Below are 12,332 nucleotides of genomic sequence, written 5' to 3'. Positions count from 1 at the left end.
TCACCCGGCCAGGTTGAAGTTGCCCGACTGGCCGTAGACAGCCAGGGAGATCATCACGATCTCGACCGCCGCCACCACCATCGACGTGCGCACCGCGCGCCCGACCGCCTCACCCACACCGGCCGGGCCGCCCTTGGCGGTAAAGCCGTAGTAGGTGTGCACCAGCATGATCACGATGGTCATCGCCACGGACTGCATGAATGACCAGATCACGTCGGTGGGATTGAGGAAGGTGTTGAAATAGTGGTCGTAGACGCCCGAACCCTGCCCGTAGATGGCCACCGTTCCGGTGCGCGCCGCCAGAAACGCCATCATCACGGCGATGCAGTACAGCGGCACAACGACGATCACGCCCGCCAGCACGCGAGTCGACGCCAGGTAGGTGACCGAGCGGATGCCGATCACCTCGAGCGCGTCGATCTCCTCATTGATCCTCATCGCACCCAGCTGTGCGGTCGCCCCGGCGCCGATCGTGGCGGACAACGCCACAGACACGGTCCCCGGCACGATCAGGCGGACGTTGAAGAAGGCCGACGCAAAACCGGTCAACGCCTCGAAACCGACTGAGGACAATTGGTTATAGCCTTGTACGGCGACCAGAGCGCCGGTGGTCATGGTCAGGAATCCGACGATCGCGACGGTGCCGCCCACGACCGCGAGGGCACCGGCCCCGAGACCCATCTGGGCGATGAGTCTCAGCAGCTCCTTGTGATAACGGGTGACCGCCTCCGGAGTTGCCGCCAAAGTCGTTACGTAGAACCGGGTTTGGGCGCCGATTCGCTTCCAGCCCGTGGCGGCGCTCTGCACGCCGCTGAGCAGCTTCGGGTGCAATCCGCTGGGCGTGCTGACACTCACCGGGACACCCTCATCCCACCGTGAACTGGATGCCCACGGCGGTCACGATCACGTTGATCGCGAACAGCACCATGAAGGTGAACACAACGGTCTCGTTGACCGCGTTGCCGACACCGGCCGGGCCGCCTCCCACCGAGATGCCTTTGTAGCACGCGATCAGGCCGGCGGAGAGGCCGAATAGGGTTGCCTTGGTCAGCGAGACGATCACGTCACCCATGCCGGTCAACAGGGTCATGCCGGCGGCAAATGCGCCGGGGGAGACGTGCTGGATGTAGACGCAAAAGATGTAGGCACCGGTCAGCCCCGCCAGGATCACGGTCGCCGACAACGCGAGCGCAACGGTGGTGGCCGCGAGCACACGTGGAACCACCAGTGCCTGAATCGGATTGATGCCCATCACCCGCAGCGCGTCGAGCTCCTCCCGGATGGTGCGAGCTCCCAGGTCGGCGCACATGGCAGTGGCGCCCGCACCCGAGACGACCAAAACGGTGACGATGGGCCCGATTTGGTTGACCGTGCCGATCGCGGCGCCTGTCCCGGAGAAATCGGTGGCACCGAATTCGCCGAGCAGGATGTTGAAGGTGAACACCAGCAGCACCGAGTAGGGCAAGGTGAGCATGAGCGCCGGAAGCACGGAAACGCGGGCGACGAACCAGGTCTGAAGCAGGTATTCACGCCAGGCGAACGGGGGCCGGAACATGGCGACCAAGGTGTCCAGCGACATGGCGATGAACCCGCCGAATGCCCGTACCGGCTTGGTCAGTGGATACGTCGCGGTCACGGGTTCCCGCCCGGTACCGACGGGTTCGTCGGCCCGGGTTCGACCATGACGACCGGCGGCATGGCGGAACGCTATCGTGAGCGTTGCTGCAGCGGCTGCTCCTCAATGGGGGCGAATTCCTACCCCCAAAGAGTTAGCCGCAGTTGCGGCGCCGTCTCGGGGGCGAATCACGCTGAGCACCTCAGTCCACCGCACACGGTCTGCGGACCCCGCTCAGATTTGCTGCGAACCGGGTGTCACCGGGCTTGGGAGCCCCCCGGCAGGCGAACCACCTGCACGAAGAATTCGTCGATCTGGCGAACCGCGCTCATGAACTGATCGAGGTCGACCGGTTTGGTGACATAGGCGTTGGCGTGCAGCTTGTAGCTGCGCAGGATGTCCTCTTCGGCCGACGAGGTGGTGAGCACGACCACCGGGATGGTGCTGAGGTCGTCGTCGGACTTGATCTTCTCCAGCAGCTGACGCCCGTCATATTTGGGTAGGTTCAGGTCGAGCAGGATGAGGTCCGGCCGGGGGGCATCGGCGAACGGGCCGCGCCGGTACAGATAATCCAGGCCTTCCTCCCCGTCGTGCACCACATGCAGGGTGTTCTTGAGCTTGTTGTGCTCGAACGCCTCCCGGGTGATCAGTTCGTCTCCGGGGTCGTCCTCGATGAGCAGGACGTCGATGGCGCGAGTGCTGTCGCTCATGAAGCGGTTCCTTCCAGTTGCAACGCTTGTGTTGCTTGTGCGATAGGGGCGGGCAGGGTGAAGCGGAACCGGGTCCCGCCGTCGTAGGCGGTGTCGATCGCGATGGTGCCGCCGTGGTGTTCGACGATCTTCTTGACCAAGGCCAGGCCTATTCCGGTGCCCGCGTAGGCATCCCGGCCATGCAGGCGTTGGAAGATCACGAATACTTTGTCGACGAATTCGTCGGCGATTCCGATTCCATTGTCGGAGAAGGTGAATACCCACTGTCCATCGTCTTCCCCGGTACCGGTCTCGGAGGTGATGGTGATGCGCGGGGCAACGCCGTCGCGGCGGAACTTCACCGCATTGCTGACCAGGTTCTGCCACAACATGGTCAGCAGGGTCGGATCGCCCGTCACGGTGGGCAACGGGCCGGAACGAGTGACCTCGGCACCGGTTTCCTCGATCGCCGTCGCCACATTGGCGATCGCCGCGTCCAGCACCGTATCGAGGTTCACGTCGACCTGAGTGGAGTGCAGCCGGCCGACCCGCGAGAACGTCAACAGGTCGTTGATCAGAACCTGCATCCGCTTGGCGCCGTCGACGGCGAAATCGATGTACTGGTGGCCACGTTCGTCGAGCTGGTCGCCGTAGCGCTTCTCCAGCAGCTGGCAGAACGACGCGACCTTGCGCAGCGGTTCCTGTAGATCGTGCGACGCGACGTAGGCGAACTGCTCAAGCTCGGCGTTGGAGCGTCGCAGCTCGGCGGCCTGCTCGTCCAGTTGTGCGCGCGCGTCGCTGGACGCCTGGAGTTCTTCGACGATGCGGCGTCGCATGTCCTCGACGTCGGCGGCGATCGAACGAATATCCTTGGGGCCCTCCGGAACGATCCGCTCGTCGAAGCTTCCGTTGGTGATCCGCCGGCAGGCTGACGCCAACGCCTCCATGGGCCGGGTGACCGCATTGCGAACCAGGATCGTGATCGCCACACCGGTGATCAGGAATGCGGCGATCACGACGGCGGAGGCGCGGTCGCGCCACGCTCGTGCGATATCGCGCTCGTGTACCGCATCGGTGCGAACGGCGGCGAGATGGCTGTTCTGAGCGTCGAAAAGCGCTCGCAGGGAGTCGAATTTCGACTTACCGGCCTCCGCATTCGTTCTCGTCAACACGCTCGGTGAGCCCGGTGTGACGCTGGCGATCACAGGATCCGCGTACTCGTTGCGCCAGGTCGCGGCCGCGTTCTCGATGGCGTCTAGATCCGCAAGTAACTTCGGCCGCCCAGCCAGGTCACTCCGAATAGACTGCGCCGCAGCCTGTTCGGTTCGCTGACCGTCGTAGTAGGGCGCCAGGAATTGCGTGTCGGCGGCGATGACGTAGCCGCGGACCGCGGTCTCCTGATCGCGTAACGCGGCCTGCAGCTGATATGCGGCGACCCGCGCGGGTTGGATCTCTTCGATCAGCTGCCGGCTCGTCTCATCGGTTCGGTTGAGTAGCAGCGCGGCGACCAGTGCCCCGCCGAACACCACGACGCCGAGCGCCACCAGTACGACGCTGAGCCAGCCCCGCACCGTCATACCGGACAGCCGGGTGCCCGCGACCTCTTTCATCGGCGGGTCCGCTCAACGCGCAGCACGGCGATGTCGTCGGTCATGCCGCCGTGCGATGCGGCGCGTGCTTCGGCGCCTTCGATGAGCCCCGCCACGAATTCGGGGCCGGGAAGGTCCGCGATCGAGCGGGCAAGTTCGAGCAGACCCTCTTCACCGAGTCGCTTCTCGCCGATACCCGAATGCCCCTCGAACAGGCCATCGGTGAGCAGTACCAGCCCGTGGCCGTCGGGCAGTTCCAACTCGTTCAGCGGCCACTGCTGTGCGCCCAGACCCAAAGCTGGTCCGGCCGGCGGTTCGATCCATTCGACGGTGCCCGGCCCGTGCAGCAGCATTCCCGGGTGACCGGCGCGGACGGCGGTGAAGCCTCGCGAGTCGGGCCACATCGCGATGCTGAGCACAGTCGCGAAGATCCCGGTGCCGGCGCGCTCGGCGCGCAGGACCTGCTCGAGGCGACGCATCCGGTCATTGCCGCGGAGGCCCGCGAACGTCAATGCCCGCCAGGCGATGCGCAGAGCCGCACCCAGCGCAGCTTCGTCGGGGCCGTGGCCTGCCACGTCGCCGACCATGACGTGCACAGTCCCGTCCGGGGTCTGCACCATGTCGTAGAAGTCGCCACCCAGCAGCGCGTTCTCCCGGCTGGGCCGGTACTGCATGACGATCTCGACGCCCGGGTCGTCGTCGAGCAGTGGCAGCGGCAGTAATGCGCGCTCCAGACGGGCGTTCTCCTGGGCGCGCATCTGGCTGGTGTGCAGTTCGACGGCGGTCAGCTCGGTGCGCTTGCGTTCGATGGCGTACAGCACCGACCGGTGCAGAGTCTCAGGTTCGACGTGGCCCTTGACGAGGTAGTCCTGGGCGCCGGACGCCATCGCCGACATGCCGAAGTGCTGGTCGTTGAGGCCGGTGAGCACGACGATCGGCAGCGCCGCATCCAGCTTGGCCACCCGGTCCACGGCGGCCACGCCATTGGCGTCGGGCAGGTTGAGATCCAGCAGGACGCAATCGGGGCGATGGACGGCCAGCTTCTCCTGGGCGATCGCCATCGATGCGGCCCACTCCACGCTGATATCGGCGCCTGCTTCGGAGATCAGTTCCTCGACCAGGATGGCGTCGCCCTCGTCGTCCTCGATCAGCAGCAACGAAATCGGTCGCTTTGTGGCACCGGCAAAACCGGCAGGATTCAGCACCTGTGGGTCATAGGGTGCGCGCATGAAAGATCAGATCCTTAAGTTCAGATCGGCCGCGCTTTGACCTAGGTAATCGTTAGACAACAGATCGACCCTACCGGCTGACTCCCGTCGTACCCAAGCCTGGTAGGACGCGACGCAGGTCAACGGCGTGCCGAGCCGGTCAGCGATTGGCCGTGAGCGCCCTGCAGCAGGCAAATTACCGTGCTGGGATAAGGATTGTCCGACGTCCGGTCCTGCTCGGAGTCGATCAGGTAGCTGGTGGTGTACGGCCCTGCCGCGGCAGCGGCGCCGGTGTAGCGCTGAAAGCCGGTCGCGCATTCGCGGGTGGCGACATCGTCGAGGGCGGCGTTCACCGGGATCGGCACACGCAGGTATGTCTCGGCGAGATGGGGTTGGCCACAGTCCACGACGGTGACCTGGACGATGGCGGGATCGGCGGGCGGGGGGTCGGCCAGACAGTCACCGGCCTTGAGGTCCACCCACTTCACTGCCCGGGCTTGCGCCGTCGGTTCGGCCGGCTGGGCGGCATGCGTCGAGGTCGGCAGGGTCGTCGTGGTGGGGACTGCGGGGATGTTGGCCCGTCCAGCGCAGCCGGCGGCCGCGGTGACCGCAACGCCGATCACCATGCCCCATGCCCTGCTGCGCATCACCCACTGTTTACCGCAGCGCGCCCGGCGGGTATCGGGTTTGCATCATGACAATCACCAAGTTGACCGCCAAGGCGGCGCTGGCGAGCGTCGCGTTCGCCGTGACGTTGATGGCGGGAGCGGGCTTTGCCGCGGCCGACCCACCAGGGCCTCCGGGTCCACCCGCGCCACCGGGCCCGCCCGTACCGGCGCCCTGGGGTCCACCCGGCCCCGGTGTGAACGCCGGTCCGCCGGGCAACCCGTTGCCACCGGGCCAGGGTTACCTGCCCCCGCCGGGACACCGCGGCGATTACGACAATGTCGTGCCCGTCTGGGCCCCGCCTGCGCCGCCACCCCCGCCGTGGGCGCCGTGGCTGCCGGTGGTCTGGAACGCGGATCTCCCGGCCTGGGGCGTGTGGTGGAACGGCGGCTTCATCGCGCTGTAGCGGATCTAGAAACTGCTCTCACGACCCCGCACGAATTCGGCCAGCGCGGGGTCGTCGGAGGTGAATCGGTCGACCTCTTCGCCGCCGTCGCACCGGTACAGCGCCACCGTCACCGAATGAGCGTGACGGTCGATCACTGCCCAGTGTGCACCGGCGTCCTCCCACCGCTGTAGGACCGCCACCGGGTCGTCGCAGTCACTCATAGCCACCATCATGGCTCGTGGGAGGATGCACGGATGCGACTCGGGTTGCACGCCCTGGGTATCGGCGCAGGCGCCGAGCCCGAGGTGATCCGAGCGGTGGCCGCAGCGGCCGAGCGCCATGGATTCGCGACTCTGTGGGCCGGCGAGCATGTCGTGATGGTCGACAAGTCGGACTCTGAGTATCCGTACTCCGACGACGGCAAGATCGCTGTGCCCGCCGACGCGGACTGGATCGACCCGATGATCGGATTGGCCTTCGCCGCGTCGGCCACGACGACGATCGGGCTCTGCACCGGCGTCCTGTTGTTGCCCGAGCACAATCCGGTGATCGTGGCCAAACAGGCGGCCAGCCTGGACAAGATCAGCGGCGGCCGATTCTCGCTCGGCATCGGAATCGGTTGGTCGCGTGAGGAATTCGATGCTCTCGGAGTTCCCTTCGAACGCCGCGCCGCCCGCACCGCCGACTATGTGGCTGCCATGCGCACCATCTGGCGCGACGATATTGCTTCGTACGCAGGAGAATTCGTCGACTTCGACGCGATCAGGGTGAACCCGAGACCGCGACAGCGGCGCATCCCGGTTCTGTGCGGCGGCAACAGTGATGCTGCGCTGCGCAGGGTCGCACGGTGGGCGGACGGCTGGTACGGCTTCAATCTTCACCCCGACGACGTCGCGGCCCGGGTGTCGATGCTGCGTGAGATGTGTGGTCACGCCGGGCGTGACCCTGGTGAGCTGCGACTGGCGGTGGCGCTGCGCGATTCGAGGCCGTCAGACGTCGGGCGTCTGGCAGAGTTGGGTGTCGACGAGCTGGTTCTGGTCGCCTCGCCGCCGCAGGATCCGGCTGCCGTCGCCGACTGGGTAGCTGACCTAGCCGCGGATTGGCAGTGAGGGAGCACGGTGAACCACTGGACTGCAGTCGCGGGTGCGGCGGTGTTCGTCTGGTTGGGGATGGTGCTCGCCATTTCATTCCTCGAGGCGCCGCTGAAATTCCGGGCCCCCGGCGTCACGATTCCGCTCGGTCTGGGTATCGGCCGGCTTGTGTTTCGGGCTCTCAACATCTGCGAAGCGGTGCTGGCGGTGGTCGTCGCCGTCGCGTTGGTGGTCGGTAGCCCCGGTCGGGGTGTCGTCGTGGGGGTGCTGGTGGCCGCCTCAGCGTTGGTCATTCAAGTGGTCGGCGTGCGTCCGGCGCTGACGCGGCGCTCGGATGCCGTCCTGGCCGACGCCAGCCAGGCCGAGAGCGGACGGTCGCGCGCGCACTACGTCTATGTCGTGTTGGAAGTAGTCAAGGTGGTGGCGCTGCTGTCCAGTGGCGTTCTGCTGCTTGGCTTTTGATAAAGGAAGCTGATGGAGGAATCATGGAATCGATCTCGCTGAACCAGCTCGCCGACGAACAGCTCACCGCGGCCCGCTCGTCGAACAGCGGCCGGGCCGCGCACACCGTGCACGGCGGCCACGATCACCAGCTGCGGCAGACGCTGATCGCCCTGGCCAGTGGCCATGAACTCAGTGAGCACCACACGCCGGGGGAGACGACGCTGCAGGTGCTTCGCGGCCATGTCCGGCTGGCCACCCCCGACGACGCGTGGGAAGGCCAGGCAGGTGACCTGCTGGTGGTCCCGCGGGATCGGCACGGCTTGCAGGCCATCGACGACTCGGTGATCCTGCTGACGGTGCTGGCCGACAGCTGAGCGGTCAGTACCGGTAGTCGGCCAGATCGGTGGCGCCCTGGCGGATGTCGCCGTCGAGCAGCAACAGGGCCGGCACCATCTCGGAGGTGACCAATCCGTGGCGGCCGGTCACGTCGTCGATGAGGTCGAAGCATTGGGCGATGACCTCCGGGGTGTCGACGACGATGGTGGTCACCGGAACCTGGCGGCCGTACTGAATCAGCTTGTCGCCGTGGGGTTTATGGTCTCCGTGGAAGCCCCAGATGCCGCGTAGGACGGTGGCGCCGGCCGCGGTGTTGGATTCCCACAGCCGTCGCACCAGTTCCCGGTGGACGGGGACGCCGTCGTGATGGGTGGATGCGTCGGTGTGGATCGTCAGCTTCTGGCGTAGTTCGCGGCCGTGCGCGTCCACGGCAGGCAGGGCCGGCGGACGGGCCAGCAGCTGGCCGTCGCGTTTGAGGATCTGTACGCGTTCCACCGTCACCAGCGGCTGATCCATCAGTCCTTCGAGTTCGGGCAGAGCGCGCCGCGCCTGTTCAGCGGTGCCGATCGCGACGATCATGATCGGCACGTCGGTGTTGCCGCTGAAAAAGCGGGCGCGGCGCCGCCGGCCGTCCGCGGTGCCGTCCACGCCCAGGAACACCGTCGCGCCGGCGAAACGGTGGCGTTGCAGCAGATCGCACACCGCGTAGAAGGCGGCCGCGCCGTTGATCCGGCGCCGTCGCCCGACGTAGATCGTGAGCTTGACCCCGTCGTCTCCGTCGGGCAGCTCACCGCTATAGAGCCGGGCCCGCTCCAGGGTGATCAAGCCGCGCTTGGTGATGGCGATGACGTCGTCGATCAGCCCGCCGATGGTCTCCGCGGTGTCAACGGCGGCCACCGCGATCGGCGGATCCTCGGACAGCGTCAGGGATTGGTCGCTGCGGATCACGTGCCGCGGGCCGAAGCTGGCGATGCCGCGCAGCATCACGCTTTCGGCGACCTGGCGGTGCGCATACAGGTCGAGCATCGCCTCGGCCAGGAAGCGGGAACCAGCACGCTGGCGCTCGCCGAAGAACGCAGTCAGCTTGAGATAGGTGTCGTTCACAGCAGCCCCGCAATCCACTGGCCGAGCATCGCCGCGGCGACACCCAGGATGACGCTGACGACGAGATTGGCTATCGCGGGCCAGAGCTGGCGTTCCTCGGTGAGCCGTTGCGTCTCCAGCATCCAGGTCGAGAACGTGGTGTACGCCCCGACGAAGGCGGTGCCGGCCAGCAGCGCGACGTGTTGGCTGAGGGTGAGCCCGCTGACGAAGCCGAGAAGCACCGCGCCGGTGATGTTGACCGCCAGGGTGCCGAAGGGGAACGAGCGTGCCGCCCGGCGCGCGACGGCGCGATCGACCATGAACCGGGCCACCGAGCCGAGTCCGCCGATCAGCATCACGCCGGCCCAGATCGCGACGGTCACGCGCGGATCCTGACCCGGCGAACCAGCGCTGTCGCAACGTAGACGGCCAGCAGTCCCGCGACGATGCTGACCGCGCTGTAGGCGGCCGCGAGGCCGTAGTGGTGGTGCTCGATCATCTTCAGGGTCTCGACCTGCATGGTCGAGAAGGTTGTCAGCCCGCCGCAGAGGCCGGTGCCCAGTAGTGGTCGGCGGTAACTGGACAACGGGAGTCGTTCGAGCAGGCGGGTGGTGAAGTACCCCAGCAGAAAGGCCCCCACGATGTTGACGATGAACGTCCCCCATGGCCAGTGGGCGGGGTCATCGGCGAACACCGTGGCCAGGCCCGCGCGAGCCAGGGTTCCCAGCGCCCCGCCGACGAAAACGGCCGCCAGTTCCCGGTTGTCATGACCGAACACGGGCAATCCCCTTAACCGTCGATGAATCCGCGAGCAAGTATCACCCTAGGGAAGGCAGAATTGGCGCCATGGCGGCTAACCCCCGCGCCGGTAAGCCGGCGCTCCCCGAAGACCTCGTCGATCTGCCCCATCTGGTCACCTCGTATTACGCGGTGAACCCCGACCCCGACGACATCGACCAGCAGGTGGTGTTCGGCACGTCGGGGCACCGCGGCTCCAGCCTGGACGGGGCGTTCAACGAGGCGCACATCCTGGCCACCACCCAGGCGATCGTCGAGTACCGCGCCGCGCAGGGCACCACCGGGCCGCTGTTCATCGGACGCGACACCCACGGGCTGTCCGAACCGGCCTGGGTGTCGGCGTTGGAGGTGCTCGCCGCCAATGACGTTGTGGCGATGATCGATTCGGCCGACCGCTATACCCCGACCCCGGCGGTCAGCCATGCCATCCTGACCTTCAATCGCGGACTGAGCTCGGGTCTGGCCGACGGTATCGTCGTCACACCGTCGCACAATCCGCCGCGTGACGGTGGGTTCAAGTACAACCCGCCCAACGGCGGTCCGGCCGACACGGATGCCACCGGGGCGATCGCCAAGCGTGCCAACGAGATTCTGCGAGGTGGCCTGGCGGACGTTAAGCGGGTCCCGTTGGCGCGGGCGTTGCAGAGCGCCCAGCGCCACGACTACCTCGACGCCTACGTCGCCGATCTGCCCAACGTCGTCGATATCCATGCGATCCGCGCCGAGAAGATCCGCATTGGCGCCGATCCGCTGGGCGGAGCCAGTGTCGACTACTGGGGCGCCATCGCCGAACGCCACGGGCTGGACCTCACCGTGGTCAATCCGTTGGTGGACGCGACGTGGCGGTTCATGACGCTCGACACCGACGGCAAGATCCGGATGGACTGCAGCTCGCCCAATGCGATGGCGTCGCTGATCGCCAACCGGGACGCTTATCAGATCGCCACCGGCAACGACGCCGACTCCGACCGGCACGGCATTGTCACGCCGGACGCCGGTCTGATGAATCCCAACCATTATCTCGCGGTGGCCATCGACTATCTGTACTCGCATCGGCCGGACTGGCCGGCGAGTGTGGCCGTCGGTAAGACCGCCGTCAGCTCGTCGATCATCGACCGGGTGGTGGCCGGGCTGGGCCGCAAGCTGCTCGAGGTGCCGGTGGGCTTCAAATGGTTTGTCGACGGATTGATCAGCGGCACAATCGGTTTCGGCGGCGAAGAGTCGGCTGGAGCGTCGTTCTTGCGCCGCGACGGCTCGGTGTGGACCACCGATAAGGACGGCATCATCCTGGCCCTGCTGGCTTCGGAGATCCAGGCGGTCACCGGGTCGTCGCCGTCGCAGCGTTACGCCGAGCTGGCCGCCAAGTACGGTGCGCCGGTCTATGCCCGCGTCGACGCCCCCGCCAACCGGGAGCAGAAGGCGCGGCTGGCCAAGCTGTCCCCGGAACAGGTCAGTGCCACCGAACTGGCCGGCGAGCCGATCGCCGCCAAACTGACCACGGCCCCCGGCAACGGGGCCCCGCTGGGCGGGTTGAAGGTAACCACCGCCGACGGCTGGTTCGCCGCGCGGCCGTCGGGCACCGAGGACGTCTACAAGATCTACGCCGAGTCATTCAAGGGACCCGAACACCTGGCGGAGGTGCAGGAAGCGGCCCGTGAAGTGGTGAACTCAGTTATTGCGTGAGGTACGTCTCCAACGTCGTATGCAGTTGTTCCACGTCCTGGATGGTGGCGATTTCGTCCGTCACGTCTATGACATGAACTGACTGGCCGTCACCCGGCACAAGGCCGTGGGCCGAGCTCTCGTCCGTCTGAAACGCGGTACCGGCAATCTTGCCGTCTGCGTCGGTGAGTACAACGAGCTTCACTTTCCGAAGCGTGTCGGCCGAGAACACTGGCCGTTCCGACAGTAAGTTCCACCCACTCCCACCCCGTGCGGCGTCTGTGAACGTCAGCATGTGCAGGTCGAATCGGACTCCACTGGAGTTGTCGTTTCGGAGCCGGCAGTAGTACGAGGTATAGGCGGGAAAAAGGATGCCCTGAGACGAGCAGGTGTTGCCCCATTCCGTCACGAAGACCGGGCGCGGAGCCGCCACGGTCGGCACCGCTTGAAACAGGACGGGCCCTTGGTCGGACTCCGTTGGCAGGAATCCTCCTGAGAAGTACAACAAGCCAATCTCAATCGTTGCCTTACCGCCGATTGTCTGACCCTCGAAAACGTAGTGCTGCGGCATCTCCAACCCCCCGAACAGTGCGCGCTTCCTTATCAGCTCGCGTGACAGATGCACGCTAAGCCGGTGTAGGTCAGATGACTTGAGTAGTCCGATACTTCAAGTGCTGGTGACCCGTCGCCATTGTTGAACCTCTTCGGCTTGGGGAATGTCGGACTGGTCGCGGAGTCGCCGCCGGCGTCATGGGGCTTGCAG

General features: G+C 66.2%; 16 protein-coding genes. 5 read left to right on the top strand and 11 right to left on the bottom strand.

Going from position 1 to position 12,332, the window contains the following annotated elements; genetic code table 11:
* The 6 genes from AB4879_RS16095 to AB4879_RS16070 all read right to left on the bottom strand — a co-directional run bounded on the left by AB4879_RS16095 (nt 1) and on the right by AB4879_RS16070 (nt 5,748).
* On the bottom strand, nt 1-855 hold the full coding sequence (locus AB4879_RS16095) for an ABC transporter permease (RefSeq protein WP_102807533.1): 855 nt from the start codon (nt 853-855) through the stop codon (nt 1-3).
* 10 nt (nt 856-865) lie between these two features.
* Nucleotides 866-1,579, bottom strand: a complete 714-nt coding sequence (locus AB4879_RS16090) for an ABC transporter permease (RefSeq protein WP_102807586.1) — start codon at nt 1,577-1,579, stop codon at nt 866-868.
* A 293-nt stretch (nt 1,580-1,872) separates the two neighbouring features.
* On the bottom strand, nt 1,873-2,325 hold the full coding sequence (locus AB4879_RS16085) for a response regulator (RefSeq protein ID WP_102807534.1): 453 nt from the start codon (nt 2,323-2,325) through the stop codon (nt 1,873-1,875).
* Nucleotides 2,322-3,914 (bottom strand): CHASE3 domain-containing protein, encoded by a 1,593-nt coding sequence (locus AB4879_RS16080; RefSeq protein ID WP_370508381.1) that lies wholly within the window; start codon nt 3,912-3,914, stop codon nt 2,322-2,324. Before AB4879_RS16080 ends, AB4879_RS16085 begins: the two co-directional genes overlap by 4 nt.
* Entirely contained in the window at nt 3,911-5,122 is a 1,212-nt protein-coding gene (locus tag AB4879_RS16075) for a PP2C family protein-serine/threonine phosphatase (RefSeq protein WP_370508380.1), read from the bottom strand. The genes AB4879_RS16080 and AB4879_RS16075 overlap by 4 nt, the downstream gene beginning before the upstream one ends.
* A gap of 119 nt (nt 5,123-5,241) precedes the next feature.
* The gene (locus AB4879_RS16070) at nt 5,242-5,748 is read right to left on the bottom strand and encodes a hypothetical protein (RefSeq protein ID WP_370508379.1); all 507 of its coding nucleotides are present in this window, start codon (nt 5,746-5,748) and stop codon (nt 5,242-5,244) included.
* Between the two features lie 47 nt (nt 5,749-5,795).
* Here AB4879_RS16070 and AB4879_RS16065 point away from each other — a divergent pair, with 47 nt between their 5' ends.
* Entirely contained in the window at nt 5,796-6,173 is a 378-nt protein-coding gene (locus AB4879_RS16065; protein ID WP_370508378.1) for a hypothetical protein, read from the top strand.
* A 5-nt stretch (nt 6,174-6,178) separates the two neighbouring features.
* On the opposite strand, the gene AB4879_RS16060 is transcribed toward AB4879_RS16065, so the two are convergent.
* Complete coding sequence (locus tag AB4879_RS16060) at nt 6,179-6,376, bottom strand: hypothetical protein (protein ID WP_370508377.1); 198 nt, start codon at nt 6,374-6,376, stop codon at nt 6,179-6,181.
* A gap of 33 nt (nt 6,377-6,409) precedes the next feature.
* Between AB4879_RS16060 and AB4879_RS16055 the strand changes: the two genes are divergently transcribed.
* The 3 genes from AB4879_RS16055 to AB4879_RS16045 are packed head-to-tail and all read left to right on the top strand — an operon-like array spanning nt 6,410 to nt 8,064.
* Complete coding sequence (locus tag AB4879_RS16055) at nt 6,410-7,264, top strand: LLM class F420-dependent oxidoreductase (RefSeq protein WP_370508376.1); 855 nt, start codon at nt 6,410-6,412, stop codon at nt 7,262-7,264.
* A gap of 60 nt (nt 7,265-7,324) precedes the next feature.
* The gene (locus AB4879_RS16050; RefSeq protein ID WP_370508826.1) at nt 7,325-7,708 is read left to right on the top strand and encodes a hypothetical protein; all 384 of its coding nucleotides are present in this window, start codon (nt 7,325-7,327) and stop codon (nt 7,706-7,708) included.
* 23 nt (nt 7,709-7,731) lie between these two features.
* Nucleotides 7,732-8,064 carry a cupin domain-containing protein gene (locus AB4879_RS16045; RefSeq protein ID WP_370508375.1) on the top strand — a complete coding sequence of 111 codons (333 nt, stop codon included), beginning with the start codon at nt 7,732-7,734 and terminating at the stop codon, nt 8,062-8,064.
* A gap of 4 nt (nt 8,065-8,068) precedes the next feature.
* Here AB4879_RS16045 and AB4879_RS16040 read toward each other — a convergent pair whose 3' ends face one another.
* Genes AB4879_RS16040 through crcB (AB4879_RS16030) form a run of 3 tightly spaced genes read right to left on the bottom strand, consistent with a single transcriptional unit; the run spans nt 8,069 to nt 9,887 of the window.
* The gene (locus AB4879_RS16040; protein WP_370508374.1) at nt 8,069-9,130 is read right to left on the bottom strand and encodes a DUF190 domain-containing protein; all 1,062 of its coding nucleotides are present in this window, start codon (nt 9,128-9,130) and stop codon (nt 8,069-8,071) included.
* On the bottom strand, nt 9,127-9,465 hold the full coding sequence (crcB, locus tag AB4879_RS16035) for a fluoride efflux transporter CrcB (protein ID WP_370508825.1): 339 nt from the start codon (nt 9,463-9,465) through the stop codon (nt 9,127-9,129). The genes AB4879_RS16040 and crcB (AB4879_RS16035) overlap by 4 nt, the downstream gene beginning before the upstream one ends.
* Nucleotides 9,466-9,488: 23 nt before the next feature.
* On the bottom strand, nt 9,489-9,887 hold the full coding sequence (crcB, locus tag AB4879_RS16030; RefSeq protein ID WP_370508373.1) for a fluoride efflux transporter CrcB: 399 nt from the start codon (nt 9,885-9,887) through the stop codon (nt 9,489-9,491).
* A 68-nt stretch (nt 9,888-9,955) separates the two neighbouring features.
* Between crcB (AB4879_RS16030) and pgm the strand changes: the two genes are divergently transcribed.
* On the top strand, nt 9,956-11,590 hold the full coding sequence (pgm, locus tag AB4879_RS16025) for a phosphoglucomutase (alpha-D-glucose-1,6-bisphosphate-dependent) (RefSeq protein ID WP_370508372.1): 1,635 nt from the start codon (nt 9,956-9,958) through the stop codon (nt 11,588-11,590).
* On the opposite strand, the gene AB4879_RS16020 is transcribed toward pgm, so the two are convergent.
* A complete protein-coding gene (locus AB4879_RS16020) occupies nt 11,580-12,140 on the bottom strand; it encodes a hypothetical protein (RefSeq protein ID WP_370508371.1) in 561 nt (186 codons plus the stop codon). The two genes, pgm and AB4879_RS16020, sit on opposite strands and share 11 nt — an antisense overlap.
* Nucleotides 12,141-12,332 lie beyond the last annotated feature (192 nt).

The sequence above is a fragment of the Mycobacterium sp. SA01 genome (genome assembly GCF_041287105.1).
Classification (GTDB): domain Bacteria; phylum Actinomycetota; class Actinomycetes; order Mycobacteriales; family Mycobacteriaceae; genus Mycobacterium.
This window is presented reverse-complemented; position numbering and strand designations above follow the sequence as displayed.

What these genes read in the sequence shown, in the direction of transcription:
- AB4879_RS16080 (WP_370508381.1), bottom strand. Translation starts at nt 3,914, where the DNA reads ATGAAAGAGGTCGCGGGCACCCGGCTGTCCGGTATGACGGTGCGGGGC.
- AB4879_RS16065 (WP_370508378.1), top strand. Translation starts at nt 5,796, where the DNA reads ATGACAATCACCAAGTTGACCGCCAAGGCGGCGCTGGCGAGCGTCGCG.
- AB4879_RS16020 (WP_370508371.1), bottom strand. Translation starts at nt 12,140, where the DNA reads ATGCCGCAGCACTACGTTTTCGAGGGTCAGACAATCGGCGGTAAGGCA.
- AB4879_RS16070 (WP_370508379.1), bottom strand. Translation starts at nt 5,748, where the DNA reads ATGCGCAGCAGGGCATGGGGCATGGTGATCGGCGTTGCGGTCACCGCG.
- AB4879_RS16085 (WP_102807534.1), bottom strand. Translation starts at nt 2,325, where the DNA reads ATGAGCGACAGCACTCGCGCCATCGACGTCCTGCTCATCGAGGACGAC.
- crcB (WP_370508825.1), bottom strand. Translation starts at nt 9,465, where the DNA reads ATGCTGATCGGCGGACTCGGCTCGGTGGCCCGGTTCATGGTCGATCGC.
- AB4879_RS16060 (WP_370508377.1), bottom strand. Translation starts at nt 6,376, where the DNA reads ATGAGTGACTGCGACGACCCGGTGGCGGTCCTACAGCGGTGGGAGGAC.
- pgm (WP_370508372.1), top strand. Translation starts at nt 9,956, where the DNA reads ATGGCGGCTAACCCCCGCGCCGGTAAGCCGGCGCTCCCCGAAGACCTC.
- AB4879_RS16075 (WP_370508380.1), bottom strand. Translation starts at nt 5,122, where the DNA reads ATGCGCGCACCCTATGACCCACAGGTGCTGAATCCTGCCGGTTTTGCC.
- AB4879_RS16090 (WP_102807586.1), bottom strand. Translation starts at nt 1,579, where the DNA reads ATGTCGCTGGACACCTTGGTCGCCATGTTCCGGCCCCCGTTCGCCTGG.
- AB4879_RS16045 (WP_370508375.1), top strand. Translation starts at nt 7,732, where the DNA reads ATGGAATCGATCTCGCTGAACCAGCTCGCCGACGAACAGCTCACCGCG.
- AB4879_RS16055 (WP_370508376.1), top strand. Translation starts at nt 6,410, where the DNA reads ATGCGACTCGGGTTGCACGCCCTGGGTATCGGCGCAGGCGCCGAGCCC.
- AB4879_RS16050 (WP_370508826.1), top strand. Translation starts at nt 7,325, where the DNA reads ATGGTGCTCGCCATTTCATTCCTCGAGGCGCCGCTGAAATTCCGGGCC.